Source organism: Pseudactinotalea sp. HY158, assembly GCF_009660225.1.
Classification (GTDB): domain Bacteria; phylum Actinomycetota; class Actinomycetes; order Actinomycetales; family Beutenbergiaceae; genus HY158.
The window spans coordinates 369140-382521 of sequence record NZ_CP045920.1 but is presented as its reverse complement, the minus strand read 5'-3'; the positions used below and the strand labels follow the sequence as shown (position 1 = coordinate 382521).

General features: G+C 71.7%; 11 protein-coding genes and 1 tRNA gene. 7 read left to right on the top strand and 5 right to left on the bottom strand.

The features are described from left to right. Nucleotides 1-59: 59 nt before the first annotated feature. A complete protein-coding gene (locus GCE65_RS01670; RefSeq protein WP_152817771.1) occupies nt 60-404 on the bottom strand; it encodes a WhiB family transcriptional regulator in 345 nt (114 codons plus the stop codon). A gap of 241 nt (nt 405-645) precedes the next feature. Here GCE65_RS01670 and GCE65_RS01665 point away from each other — a divergent pair, with 241 nt between their 5' ends. From GCE65_RS01665 to GCE65_RS01655, 3 genes are all read left to right on the top strand, one after another. Continuing rightward, the gene (locus tag GCE65_RS01665; protein WP_194928774.1) at nt 646-3057 is read left to right on the top strand and encodes a penicillin-binding protein; all 2412 of its coding nucleotides are present in this window, start codon (nt 646-648) and stop codon (nt 3055-3057) included. Continuing rightward, entirely contained in the window at nt 3057-4001 is a 945-nt protein-coding gene (locus tag GCE65_RS01660) for a metallophosphoesterase (protein ID WP_153877148.1), read from the top strand. The genes GCE65_RS01665 and GCE65_RS01660 overlap by 1 nt, the downstream gene beginning before the upstream one ends. A gap of 107 nt (nt 4002-4108) precedes the next feature. Then, a tRNA-Pro gene (locus tag GCE65_RS01655) sits at nt 4109-4185 on the top strand. Nucleotides 4186-4231: 46 nt separating this feature from the next. Here GCE65_RS01655 and GCE65_RS16960 read toward each other — a convergent pair. Then, nucleotides 4232-6127 carry a DUF1524 domain-containing protein gene (locus tag GCE65_RS16960; protein WP_370460167.1) on the bottom strand — a complete coding sequence of 632 codons (1896 nt, stop codon included), beginning with the start codon at nt 6125-6127 and terminating at the stop codon, nt 4232-4234. A 117-nt stretch (nt 6128-6244) separates the two neighbouring features. Here GCE65_RS16960 and GCE65_RS01645 point away from each other — a divergent pair, with 117 nt between their 5' ends. Continuing rightward, nucleotides 6245-6574 carry a hypothetical protein gene (locus tag GCE65_RS01645; RefSeq protein WP_152817777.1) on the top strand — a complete coding sequence of 110 codons (330 nt, stop codon included), beginning with the start codon at nt 6245-6247 and terminating at the stop codon, nt 6572-6574. Between the two features lie 33 nt (nt 6575-6607). On the opposite strand, the gene GCE65_RS01640 is transcribed toward GCE65_RS01645, so the two are convergent. Genes GCE65_RS01640 through GCE65_RS01630 form a run of 3 tightly spaced genes read right to left on the bottom strand, consistent with a single transcriptional unit; the run spans nt 6608 to nt 10156 of the window. Beyond that, nucleotides 6608-7723, bottom strand: coding sequence for a bifunctional 2-methylcitrate synthase/citrate synthase (locus GCE65_RS01640; protein ID WP_153877147.1), 1116 nt, complete (start codon nt 7721-7723; stop codon nt 6608-6610). After that, entirely contained in the window at nt 7716-8645 is a 930-nt protein-coding gene (prpB, locus tag GCE65_RS01635; protein ID WP_153877146.1) for a methylisocitrate lyase, read from the bottom strand. The genes GCE65_RS01640 and prpB overlap by 8 nt, the downstream gene beginning before the upstream one ends. Beyond that, nucleotides 8645-10156, bottom strand: coding sequence for an MmgE/PrpD family protein (locus GCE65_RS01630; protein WP_153877145.1), 1512 nt, complete (start codon nt 10154-10156; stop codon nt 8645-8647). Before GCE65_RS01630 ends, prpB begins: the two co-directional genes overlap by 1 nt. Before the next feature lie 91 nt (nt 10157-10247). On the opposite strand from GCE65_RS01630, the gene GCE65_RS01625 reads away from it, so the two are divergent. From GCE65_RS01625 to GCE65_RS01615, 3 genes are all read left to right on the top strand, one after another. Further along, a complete protein-coding gene (locus tag GCE65_RS01625; protein WP_194164902.1) occupies nt 10248-10841 on the top strand; it encodes a copper resistance CopC family protein in 594 nt (197 codons plus the stop codon). Between the two features lie 174 nt (nt 10842-11015). Beyond that, on the top strand, nt 11016-12608 hold the full coding sequence (locus GCE65_RS01620) for a hypothetical protein (protein WP_153877143.1): 1593 nt from the start codon (nt 11016-11018) through the stop codon (nt 12606-12608). 30 nt (nt 12609-12638) lie between these two features. Continuing rightward, nucleotides 12639-13343 carry an HNH endonuclease signature motif containing protein gene (locus GCE65_RS01615; RefSeq protein ID WP_153877142.1) on the top strand — a complete coding sequence of 235 codons (705 nt, stop codon included), beginning with the start codon at nt 12639-12641 and terminating at the stop codon, nt 13341-13343. Nucleotides 13344-13382 lie beyond the last annotated feature (39 nt).

The window sequence follows — 13382 nt, the reverse complement described above, 5'->3', positions numbered from 1 at the left end:
CCCCGTCCTGTCCCGGGACCTTCGACCGGCCCGCCGATCACCCGGCGATCGCCCGCCGATCACCCCGTGTGCGCGTGCACTCGGCGCCGCTGCGGCAGCGGCCACCGCTGCAGGATCATCTCGGTCAGGTGGTCGCGATCCCATTCCGCGAGCGCCTCGCGCCACGATTCCACGGACGGCGCCCGGCGCAGCAGGGCGCGCCGTTCCCGCTCGGTCATTCCGCCCCACACGCCGTACTGGATCCGGTTGTCCAGTGCGTCCACGAGGCATTCGAGTCGGACCGGACAGGCGAAACACACCTCACGCGCCTGGCGCTGCGCGGATCCTTGCACGAAGAGCTCGTCGGGCTCCTGTGACGCGCACGCCGCACGGGCCGTCCAACTCTGGTCGTCTTCGTAATCCATAATTCACACCCCCGGTCGGTTCCGCATCCTTACGGAACGACTGATCTTCTTAATCCAAAAGCTAGATCACCGCCCATGAAGACACAACCTCCGGCGCGTTTCGGCCACGATGTGGGCAGAACCCACTCACCTAGTGGACTTTCTCGGCGCGACGCCTCCGACCCCTCGACGGCCGCCCCGTCACGGCTTCTTCACAAGCTCTTCGTCGGTCGATCGGGGCCGGGTGCTTAGACTGAGCCCCATGTCTTCTCCGACCCGGCCCGGAGGTCCCTCCGGCGCGAGCGGCCCGCGGACGCTGTCCGCGTTCGTCGCCTTCCTGTTGTTCGCAGGCCTCGGCGGCCTCCTCACGGCCGGTGTCGTCATGCCTGCCGTCGCCGCCGTCGGCCAGGTGACCGAGGCGTCGTCCCGGCTCTTCGACGAACTGCCCGCGGACCTCGGCAACGAGACCATGTCGGACCAGAGCGTGCTGCTCGACCGCAACGGCGACGTGCTCGCCCGGTTCTACATGTGGAACCGCATCGTCGTTCCGATGGCGGAGATCGCGCCGATCATGGGCAAGGCCGTCGTCGCGGTCGAGGACCGCCGCTTCTTCGAGCACGGCGGGGTCGACCCGGAGGGCCTGGCGCGGGCCGCCGTCAACAATCTCTCCGGCGGTGACACCCAGGGCGCCTCGACCCTGACCCAGCAGTACGTGAAGAACGTGCTCGTGGAGCACAGCCGGATCCAGCAGGACGAGGAGTCCTACGAGGAGGCGACCGAGGCCACGATGGGGCGCAAGCTGCGCGAGGCGAAGCTGGCGATCGCGGTGGAGAAGTCCCGATCGAAGAAGGACATCCTCGAGGGCTACCTGAACATCGCCCAGTTCGGCGTCGGCGTCTGGGGCGTCGAGGCCGCCTCCCAGTACTTCTTCGGGCACTCCGCCAAGGATCTGAGCATCAGCGAGGCCGCGCTGCTCGCGGGGGTGACGAACTCCCCCTCGACCTACGACCCCGAGCGCAACCCGGAGGCGTCCCAGGAACGCCGGGACCGGGTGCTGCGCCTCATGCAGGAGCAGGGCATCATCACGGAGGACGAGCGGGCCGAGGCCACCGCGCTCGACGTCGAGGACATGCTCGAGGTGCACGAGACCTCGAGCGGCTGCGAGGCGGCCGGGAACTCGGCCTACTTCTGCCAGTACGTGCGCGACGTCATCCTCGACGACCCGGTCTTCGGCGAGACCCGGGCCGACCGGTCCCGGCTGCTGCTGCAGGGCGGGCTGACGATCAAGACGACGATCGATCCGGCGATGCAGAAGAACGCGTACAAGGCGCTCACCGACGCGATCCCCGTCGACGACAGCTCCGGCATCTCGAACGCGATCTCCACGGTCGAGCCCGGCACGGGCGAGATCCTCGCGATGGCGCAGAACACGAAGTTCGGCAAGCCCACGAAGAAGCACCCGCGCAACACCGAGGTGAACTACAACACCGACCAGAACTACGGCGGCTCGAGCGGCTTCCAGGTCGGTTCGACGTTCAAGGCCTTCGTACTCACCGCCTGGCTCCAGGCCGGCAAGTCGCTCATGGACCCGATCAACGGCTCCCGCGGCCAGCACTTCCCGCCGAGCGTGTGGACCTACGACGGCTGCACCAACTGGCGCCCCGGGAGCGTCTACTCCCCGAACAACGTCGAGGGGACGGGCGGGCGGATGACCGTGCTGCAGGCGACGAAGATGTCGGTCAACACCGCGTTCGTCAACATGGCCAGCCAGCTGAACATGTGCGACATCGCCGATACGGCCGCCTCCATGGGGGTGCACCTGGCGACCGGGCCGAACGAGTACGGCGACCCCTTCAACTTCAACCCGTCGATGGTGCTCGGATCGAACACGATCGCACCGCTGACCATGGCGGCCGCGTTCGCCACGTACGCGGCCAACGGCACCCACTGCACGCCGGTCGCGATCCTCTCGGTGACCGACCGCAACGGCGAGGAGCTGCCCGTGCCGGAGGCCGACTGCAAGGAGGTGCTCGACCCGAAGGTCGCCGCCACGGTCAACTACGCGCTCAACAAGGTGACCGACGCCGGCGCCACCGGGGATGCGGCCAGGCTGCCGAACCGGCCCGTGGCCGGAAAGACCGGAACCGCGAACGAGGACATGGCCGCCTGGTTCGTCGGCTACGTGCCGCAGGCCTCGACCGCCGTGTGGGTCGGCCACTCCGAGGGGTCGATCCCGATGATGCGGGTGACGATCAACGGCCAGTACTACCACCTCGTCTACGGCGGGAAGATGGCCGCGCCGATCTGGCAGAACTACATGGAGCCCTCGGTCAAGGACTGGAAGGTCGAGAAGTTCGCCAGCCCGCAGGACAAGCTCATCTACGGCGAGCGCGTCCAGGTGCCCTGGGTGCTCGGGCTGAGCGAGCAGGACGCCCGGGCCCGGCTCGAGTCCGCCGGCTTCCGCGTGCAGGTCGGCGACCCCGGGCTGAGCGACCAGTACCCCCGCAAGGGTGAGGTGGCGTGGCAGTCGACGACCGGCAAGGAGCGACCGGGCGCCCAGGTGACGATCCGGGTGAGCGCCGGTCCCGTGACCCAGCAGGGCGGCGACGACAAGGGCGACGACGACAAGGGCCGGAACCGGGGCGACAACGGGAACAACGGAGACCAGGACTGATGCGCGGCCTCGCCCGGGCGGCCCTCGCCGTGGGAGCCGCCGGGGCGGGCGTGCTCGCCTGGTCCCTCGTCGAGGCCGAGGCCTACACGCTGCGCCGCTACACGGTGCCAGTGCTGCCGCCCGGCGCCCGGGCCCGCACGATCCTGCACCTGTCCGATCTGCACCTGCTGCCCCGGCAGCAGCGCCGCGTCGACTGGGTGGCCTCCCTCGCGGCCGAGCGGCCCGATGCGGTCATCACCACCGGTGACAACCTCGCGAGTCCCCGCGCGCTGCCCACGGTGCTCTCCGCGCTGCTGCCCTTCCTCCACCTGCCCGGCGCGTTCGTGACCGGCTCGAACGACTTCGTGGCCCCCGAGTGGAAGAACCCGCTGCGCTATCTCAGCGGGCCCTCCCAGAAGCACCGCGCCCCCTCCGAGCCGAACCTGCCGGGGGATGAACTCGTCGGCGCGCTCACGGCCGCCGGATGGCAGCACCTGGACAACGCCCGCGGCCGGCTCGACCTCGACGGGGTGCACCTCGACCTCGTGGGCACCGGCGACGCCCACATCGACGCCGACCACTACCCCGCCCCCGCCGATCCGCCCGCCGGCGGGGCGCCGTCCGTGCGCATCGGCGTGACCCACGCGCCGTACGCGCGCGTGCTGCGGGCGATGGCGGACGACGGAGCTCGCCTCGTGCTCGCCGGTCACACCCACGGCGGCCAGGTCTGCGTGCCGGGCCTCGGCGCGCTCGTGACCAACTGTGATCTTGATCGCCGCCGCGCGAGCGGGCTGCACCCCTGGCCGGGTCGGCCCGGACGGCCGGGCGCGGGTGCGGCGGGACCGGACGACCTGTGGTTGCACGTGAGCGCGGGCCTGGGAACCTCACCGTTCACGCCCGTTCGGCTCGCCTGCCGGCCCGAGGCCACCCTGCTCACGCTCGTGCCGGAGACCGCGGCGGGCTGACCGCCCGGGCGGGGTGCGGCCACCCGGCGTCACGCGGGCGGCCCGGTTCGCACCGGTGGCTGATTTCGCCGATCACCCCCTCCTCCGCTACAGTGTTCCTTGGTCATCGGGGTGTGGCGCAGCTTGGTAGCGCGCTTCGTTCGGGACGAAGAGGTCGTGGGTTCAAATCCCGCCACCCCGACCAAGAGAAGTCCCGGAGGCCCCTCGGCCCCCGGGACTTCTTCGATGCGCTACTCGCAGCCCACGCCGTCGCCGTCGCGGTCCAGCTTGCGGGTGTATCCCGGCTGGCCCGCGAAGATCGGCGCGGCACCTGCCGCCCGGACCGCAGTGCAGTTCTTGTAGTAGACCGGCTCGGGGTCGGGCTTGGGCGCCACCGGCTTCGGCGCCGCGGGCTTCGGCTCCACCGGCTTCGGCTCGGCGGGCTTGGGCGCCACCGGCGTGGGCGCGGCCTCGTCCTCGATCTGCCGGCTCGCCTCGACGATCACCAGCTCGTCGCCGGACTCGGGCAGCGGCTCGTCCGGGCAGGCCTGGAGCACACGGCCGATCGCGTCGTATTCGGCCTGCGTCACCCAGAGGTCGTAGGACGTCTTGACCGCGACCTGGCGGGCGACGTACGTGCACCGGAAGCCCTTGTTCGGGGGGAGCCACGTGGCCGCATCCCCGTCGCCCTTGGCCTGATTCGCCGGTCCGTCGACCGCGAGCAGGTTGAGCGGGTCGTTCGCGAAGCGGCGGCGGGTGGCGTCGTCGAGTTGTTGCGCGCCCTTCTGCCAGGCGTCGGAGAGCGCGACGACGTGATCGATCTGGACCGCCCGCGAGGTTCCCTGGCCGCGCCGGAAGTCGATCGTGGTCGCCGTATAGGGGTCATCGAGCACGCCGGTGAGAACGACGCATCCAGCTGTTCCCGGCTTGACGGTCGTGACGGTCAGATCGCGGGCGAGGATGTCGTTCCTCGTGTCGCAGCCGTTCCGGTCGATATCGACCCATCCCGATCCGAAGAGGTCGCGGTCGTATCCGGTCTTCGGTGCGCGTCCCTTGATCGGCAGGGTCGCGAGGGCCGCGAGCGCCGTGCCGCCGTCCGCCTCGGCCACGGCGGCCTCGAGCACCTCGGACTCGGCGCCCGACGATACGCCCGGTGATGCGCCCGGCGATGCACTCGTCGTTGCGCTCGGGGTCGAGGACCCAGTCTCCCGATCCGCACCGGGTTCGACCGTCACGGTCTGACCGGCACCGCTCAGGCCTGCAGGCGCCTGGGTGGCCCGGGTGGCGTCGAGGCTCCCCGGCGCGTCACCGGCCCCCCGCACCCCGGCTGCGACGCCCCCGGTCGCGATCAATGCCACTACTGCCACACCGGCGGCCACCTGTGCGATGGTCCGCCGGCCCAGCGGCGCCGGGCCGTCCGGTCGGGACTCCCGTCGACTGCGCGCCGCGGCGAGTTCCGCCCGGAGGGCGAGCACGATCGCATCCGTTCCCTCCGGTCGAGCCCCCTGGGCGCGTCGAACGAGGACGTCGAGGACCGCTCGCCCGGCCGGCTCGACCTCCGCCGGGAATCGGAGGCCGCAATCGAGGGCGCGGGTGCTCACGGGCAGCAGGACCCACCTGGGCTCGACCTCCATGCGTTCGACCGTCGCCCACCTCCATACCCGCGCACGCCCGCCCTCCCCGAGAAAGCGGGCGGCCTTGTCGGTGATGAGCAGGTCGCCATCGCCCACGACTATCGGAGTCCTCACCCCCGACCGTCCGCGAAGTTCGATCAATTGCACGCCGGGGAAGGTGAATGACACTCGCTCGCCCGCGGGAATCCGCGAATCCGACCACGAGTCGGCGTGCCCGTCCAACAACTGCACGACCCTCGTGGCGACGTCCTCGTCGAAAGGCGGAGGGTCCGCGGGGGTGTGGTGACGCACCCACAGCCACCTCACCCCGACCGCGAGCAGGACGGCCAGATACAGCCCCTCGAAGACCCATCCCAGGGTCGTGCGCGCCGTCGACGGATCCGCCGCCCCGAGCAGCCCGGCGAGCCACGTTCCCAGAAGATACGGCCACACCGCCGCGAACACGAGAACGGCCACCGCGAGTACGACGACAATGAGCCCACCGAGCGCGCGTCCGCTCGAATTCTTTGCCAAATCCGCTGTCCTTCACCTGTCGACGCGGACCGTCGACGGCGCGCGATATTGTTATGTCCTCGCATCGTAGGACAATTCACAGGTACGTCATGACACGACCCGCTACAGTGCGATCACATGCGCCATATGCCGTCGAGCGAGCTCGTCAGCCTCATCTCGTTTCTTGCCGTGCTGCTCATCTTCTTCAGCATCGACATTCGCAGCCGCACGCCCGGCGATCAATGGCACGCGCGGCTGTTCGAATACTCCTCCCGCATCGGCGGCATCTCCACCGCGGCCGCGCTCACCCTCGGCTGGGTCGACATGTTCCTCCCCGACGACAGCGAGCGGATCCACGTCGCGCTCGTGGCGATTCCGGGCTCGCTCGGCGTGCTGTGCGCGATCATCCTCGGGGTCGAGATGCTCTTCCTGCGGGACGGGCGACCGGGCTCGGCGAACGATTCCTGACCCCCGCACGGGGCACGCGGGGGATCCGCGTGGCTACCGGGGACCGGGCACGGAGCGTTGCGCGGGCCCGGAGTACTCGCTCAGCGGCCGGATGAGGGCGTTGTCGGCCCGCTGCTCCATGATGTGGGCGGTCCACCCGACCACCCGGGCCGCCACGAACAGCGGCGTGAACGTCGAGGAGTCGAAGCCGAGCAGGTGATAGGCGGGACCGGCCGGGTAGTCGAGGTTCGGCTTGATGTCCTTCCGCTCGGCCATCTCCGTCTCGAGCGCGGCGTACATCCGACCCAGGTCGGCCCGGTCGTGTCGGGTGACGAGCTCGTCGAGTACGGCCTTCATCGTGGGCACGCGGGAATCACCGTTCGTGTACACCCGGTGGCCGAAGCCCATGATCTTGCGGTGGTTCGCCAGCGCCTCGGTGAGCCACTCCTCGACCCGGTCGGCCGAGCCGATCTCACCGAACGCCGCCATGACCGCCTCGTTCGCGCCCCCGTGCAGCGGCCCCTTGAGCGCCCCGACCGCGCCGGTCACGGCCGAGTGCAGGTCCGCCTCCGTCGAGGTGATGACCCGGGCCGTGAAGGTGGAGGCGTTGAAGGAGTGCTCGGCGTAGAGGATCATCGACGTCGCGAAGGCCCGCTCGTCCACCGCCTCCGGCGCCCGACCGAACGTCATCGCGAGGAAGTTCGCGGCATATCCCAGGTCCGGATCGGGCGCGACCGGCTCCTGGCCGCGGCGGCGCCGCTGATCGAGTGCGACCACGGTCGGGAGCTGGGCGAACAGCCGGATCGCCTTGGCCTGCTCGGCCTCCGGGGAGGAGTCGGCTGCGGCCGGGTCGTGCGCGCCGAGCAGGGAGACGGCGGAGCGCACCACGTCCATCGGGTGCGCCCCCGTCGGGGTCTCGAGGAGGGCGCGCACGACCGGCTCGGGCAGGTCCCGCTGGGAGCGTTCCCGCTCACACAGGTCGGCCAGCTCCGCGGGGCTCGGCAGGTCGCCGCGCCAGAGCACGTGGGCCACCTCCTCCACGGTGCACGTCGCGGCGAGCTCCTGCACGGGGTAGCCCCGGTACAGCAGCGAGTTCGTGTCGGGGTCGACCTTGGAGATCGCGGTCTCATCGGCCACGACCCCGACCAGCCCCTTGTGGATGTCACTCATCGGATCCTCCTTGCGTTGGCGGCCGGTACGTGTAGATCGCGTCGTCGAAGACGTTGTAGCCGGCGTAGTCGAGCAGGTCGTACAGCTCGGCACGGGTCTGCATCCGATCGACCACCCCGGCCTGGCTCCCGTCGGCCGCGATCCGGGCGAGGCCGGCGTCCGCGGCGCCCATCGCCAGCCGCAGCAGCGTGACCGGATAGATGACCATCCGCACCCCGGCCCCGCGCAGCTGCTCGAGGGTGAACAGGTCGGACTTGCCGAACTCGGTCATGTTCGCGAGTACGGGCACGTCGAGTGCTCCGGCCACGGCGGCGAACTCGTCGAGGTCCCGCAGCGCCTCGGGGAAGATCGCCTCGGCCCCGGCGGCCACGAGCGCCCGCGCCCGGTCGATCGTCGCGTCCAGGCCCTCGATCGCCCGGACATCGGTGCGCGCGATGAGCAGGAAGTTCTCGTCCCGGCGCGCGGCCGCGGCCGCGCGTATCCGCTGCGCGGCCGTATGGACGTCGACCACCGCCTTCCCGTCGAGGTGGCCGCAGCGTTTGGGGTTGACCTGGTCCTCGATGTGGGCGCCCGCGATGCCGGCGTCCTCGAGCAGCTGGATCGTGCGGGCCACGTTCATCGGCTCCCCGAAGCCGGTGTCGGCGTCGACGATCGCCGGCAAGTTCGTGACGCGGGCGATCTGCCCGGCCCTCCCCGCGACCTCGGTCGCCGTCGTCAGCCCGATGTCCGGCAATCCGAGGTCGGCCGAAAGCACCGCACCGGACACGTACACGCCGGCGAATCCGTGTTTTTCGACGAGGCGAGCCGACAGCGGGTTGAACGCACCCGGGAACTGGAGGACGTCGTCCATACGCCGTGCCTCGTTCAGGGCCTCGCGCAGCAGACGCCGCCGCTCGGCGGCGGAGGTGCGGGCGTGGAGCATCAGAACAACCCCCTCGGCGAGGTGGCCGCGGCGATGAGGCCCGGCGGGGCCACGACGTTGAGGCGGCGGACCGCCTCCGGGTCGAGGACGGGCAGGGCCGTGGCCAGATCGAGGAACCGGTCGATTTCGGCGGGCTCGAGCACGGGGCCGGCGAGGTCGTGGAACTTGTCGAGGTACTGGGCGCGCGCGAACGGCCGGGCGCCGCGGGGGTGGGCGTCGGCGACGTCGATCTCGGCGGTGAGGGTGCGGCCGTTCGTCAGGGTGATCTCGAGGCGTCCGCCGAACGCCCGCTCGGCGGGATCGGCCGCGTGGTAGCGGCGGGTCCAGTCGGGATCCTCGGCCGTGCTGATCTTCCGCCAGAGCTCGACCGTGTCGGGGCGGGCCGCGCGCTCCGGCCGGTAGGAGTCGACGTGGTGCCAGGCGCCGTCCTGGAGGGCGACCGCGAGGATATAGGGAAGGGAGTGGTCGAGGGTCTCGCGGGAGGCCGTGGGGTCGTATTTCTGCGGGTCCCTCGCACCCGAGCCGATGACGTGGTGGGTGTGGTGGCTCGTGTGGAACACGATCGCGGCGACGTTGTCCGGGTCGGTCACCTCGGGATGCTCCGCGCGGACGCGGCGGGCGAGGTCGATGGGCGCCTGCGACTGGTACTCGGCCGAATGCTCCTTCGTGTACGTCTCGAGGATCGCGCGCTTGGGCTCGCCGGGGGCGGGCAGCGGCACCGTGTAGTGGGCGTCGGGGCCGTCGAGGAGTCGGGCCACGACGCCGTCCTCCCCCTCGTAGATCGGTTCCGGCGAGCTCTGGCCGCGCATCGCCCGGTCGACCGACTCGATCGCGATCTTCCCGGCGAGGGCGGGGGCGTAGGCCTTCCAGGTGGAGATGTGGCCCTTGCGGGACTGCCGCGTGGCGGTGCTCGTGTGGAGGGCCTGGCCGATGGCCTGGAAGATCGTGGTCTCCTCCAGCCCGAGCATGGTGCCGATCCCGGCCGCCGCCGCCGGCGCGAGGTGCGCGACGTGGTCGATCTTGTGGGCGTGGAGGCTGATCGCCTTGACGAGGGAGACCTGGATCTCATAGGCCGTGGCGATGCCGCGCACGAGGTCGGCCCCCGTGGCCCCGACGTGCTGGGCGGTCGCGACGAGCGGGGGGATGTTGTCGGCCGGGTGCGAGTAGTCGGCGGCGAGGAACGTGTCGTGGAAGTCGAGTTCGCGCACGGCCACGCCGTTGGCCCAGGCCGCCCACTCCGGTCCGTAGCTGCCCTCGACCCCGAACACGGCGGCGCCCGGGCGGTACGGATGGGCGCGGGCCTGGGCGCGGGCGGCCACGACCGGGGCGCGGGCGAGGGAGGCGGTGGCCACGGCGGCGTTGTCGATGACCCGGTTGACGATCATCTCCGCGACGTCCTCGTCGACGGCGACCTGGTCGGTGGCCAGTTCGGCGAGCCGCCACGCCAGCTGGCCGGTGCGGGGCAGGTCGTCGGCGCTGGGGTGGACGTGGAGGTCGTGGACGAGGGCCATGCCTCCTTCCTATGCGCCCGGGCCGGATGTGGCAAGGGTCACGTCCGGGCGGGGCCCGGGGAGGCGTTCGGGCGCCGCCTACACTGGCGGCATGCGTCTCATTCGGGTCCCCGCTCGCACGATCGTCCTCCTCGCGTCGGCATTCGCGGCCGCGCTGCTGCTGCTTCCCCTCCTCGGCGCCCCCGCTCTCGCACACAGCGCGCTCACCGGCGCCGTCCCCGGCGAGGGGGATCAGCTGGCGAGCACCCCGGGGGAGGTGACGCTCACGTTCAACGAGGACATCACCGACCTGGGCACCGAGGTCATCGTGACCGGCCCGAACGGCGACATCCTCTCGGCCGGGAAGGTCGAGGTGGAGGGCCCCACGATCACCCAGCGGCTCGTGAGCTCCCGGCCGGCGGGCGCCTACACCGTGACCTGGCGGGCGGTCTCCGCCGACGGGCACCCGATCTCGGGCGAGTACACGTTCACCTCGTCCGAGGACGTCGGCGGCGCCACGCCGACGGGCGACGCGGCCGAGACCGAGACCGAAGCGCCCGAGGAGACGACGCCCGCGGTGGAGGTCGGCCACGAGACGACCGACTCCCCGGTGCTCAAGTGGGCGATCGTGCTCGGCGGTGCCGCGGCCTTCGCCGCTATCGTCGCCGTCGTCATTCAGAAGCGGCGCCGCGACCTGGGGCAGTAGCCCGAATCGTTCGCAGCGCCGCCGCGCCCGGGCTCGCTGCGCGTCCGTCGGGGCATGGCTGCCGGCCCTTCCGCCGCGGAGCCTCGCGCTCGGGCCGCTCGGGCCGCTCGGGCCTCCGGCCGCTCGGACCGCTCCCCCGCGGGAATGTCGGTGGCCGCTGAGACGATGTCTGCTATGGAGATGGAGCAGCTCGCGGGTGAGGTGGTCGACGATTCGGCCATGGTCGCCCGGCTGCGCGAGGGCCGTGAAGCCGTGGATCGGTGGACGATCGAGCGGTTCGCGCTGGCGGCGATGTGGGTCGAGCGGCACCCGTTCGTCCTCGCCGCCGACGAGGACACCGAGGAGGCCCTCGACCACGAGCCGCTGCTCGTGGTCGACGCCACGCTCGGGTTGAAGGCCGCATGGGAACAGGTCGAGCACGACGCCCGCCGCCGTGAGGCCGACGCGATCCACGCGGCCACCGATCCGGCCGTCGAGGCCGCCGTCGATTCGGCCGTGGCTCCAGCCGTGGATCCAGCCGTGGATCCAGGGGCGGGTTCCGGCCGGCGGGGGTTGTGGACCGTGGAGGAGTTCTCGATCTCGGCGTTCGCCGCCGCGGTCGGGATGGGCCTGGAGGCCGCCGAACGGCTCCTGCTCGAAGCCGAACAGCTCCGCTCCCGGCTCCCGCGCCTGTTCGCGCGGGTGCTGGCGGGGCGGGTGCGGGTGTGGCGGGCCCGCCGGATCGCCGCCTCGACCCTGTACCTCTCGGTCGAGGCCTGCTCGTTCGTCGATTCCGAGCTCGAGCTCGTTCCGGTCGTCTTCGGCGGCACGCAACTCGATGGCTTGATCAAGGAGGCCCTCATCCGGCATATGCCGAGCGAGTACGAGTCGCTCCAGCAGGCCGCGGCCGCCGGCGAGCCACGTGATGTCGTCTTCCGTCACGCCGACACCGCCGCCGGAGACACGCGTATGAGCGCGGTCCTGCCTGCGGTCGATGCGCGGATCCTGCAGGACGTGATCGACCACCTCGCCCAGAACATCACGGACCAGGGCCGCCTCCTTCCGGCCGGGGAACGCCGCGCGTATGCCCTGGGTGACCTCGCCCGCGCGCGCTCCGGCCAACCGCCCCTCGTCCCCGGGCCCGGCTCTGCCCCGCCGGACGTGCAGTTGCACGGGAAGGCGGACGTCCCGGACGGCAAGCAGCTGGGCGGGCAGCCGGGCGGGCAGCCGGGGGCGTTCGTCCCCACCAGCTCGCCGCCCGGTGCCGCAGCCGGACCCGGCGCAGCAGTCGGGCCCGGCGCAGCAGCCGGGCCCGGCGAGCGAGCCGGATCGGCGAGCACCGACGGCACGAGCGTGCCACGCGGGCGGATCCTTATGTACCTCCACCTCCAAGCCACCGACCTCTGGCTCGCGGGGCATGGCTCGGGCAACGACCTCGGCCAGAGCCGGCTGCGCCGGGTACCGGTGCGGGTCGAGGGGAGCGGCCCGGCCCGAGGGGCGGTCGTGTCCGCCGAGGAGCTCGCATCGATGTTCCACCGGCCCAGCACGCTCCTTCCGGTCACCGCGCCCGCGACCGCCCTCGCAGGCACCGGCTCGGCCGGCGGCGACGGTGCGACTGCGCCCGGGGCACCCGGTCACGAGGGCGCAGGTCTGCCCGCGACAGCCGATGGCCACAGCACGGGTCTGCCCGCACAACCCGGTGGCCGTGGCGAGGGGACAGCTGTGCCCGGAGCAGCCCGTGGCGAGGGCACAGGCCTGCCCGCGACCACCGGCGCAGCCGGTCGGTAGGCCGGCCCGCGGACTCGCGGGGCGTGCTTCGTGCCGGAGATCGTCATCCGCCCGGTCCTGGACCTGGAGGAGCCGCTCGCCACCGACTCCTATACCCCGACCGAGCGGATGCGGGCGCAAGCCATCCTCGCCTCCGACGCGTGCGCGTTCCCGTGGTGCACCCGCACGGCCCGCTCCTGCGACCTGGACCACATCGATCCCTGGCACAGTCACGCCGGCGGATGCGCGCAGGGCGGTACCGGCGAGGTGGTGACCGGGGGCGCGACCTGCCCCTGCAACATCGCTCCGCTGTGCAGAGCCCACCACCGGCTCAAGACCCACGCCCGCACCGGTACGCCCACCCGCGGCCGGCACGCCGCCTGGACCTATATCAAGCTCGACGCGGGCACCTACCTGTGGATCGGCCCCCACGGCATCCGGCTCCTCCGCACTCCGTGGGGAAGCTACGACACCCAGGCGCCCGGGGCCCGCGCCGACGGGCACGCCACGGGCGACGCGAATCCCGGGCATGACGGACACGACGACGGTGGCACGGGCGACGTCGCCGCGTCCGGGCTCTCCCCGCAGCGGGAGCGGGAGAACCGGGCACACTGGTCCCGGCTCACCTTCGAGACCTTCGGCGTCGCCGTCGCCACCGACACCCGGATCAGCGACCGAGCCGGCGCCACCCGCGCCGCCCGACACGCCGAGGCGGCGGAGGACGCCCGCCGCTTCCCCGACGAGCCACCCTTCTGAGGGCGGCCTCGGGGCACGAGCGTCACCCGTCTACCAGAT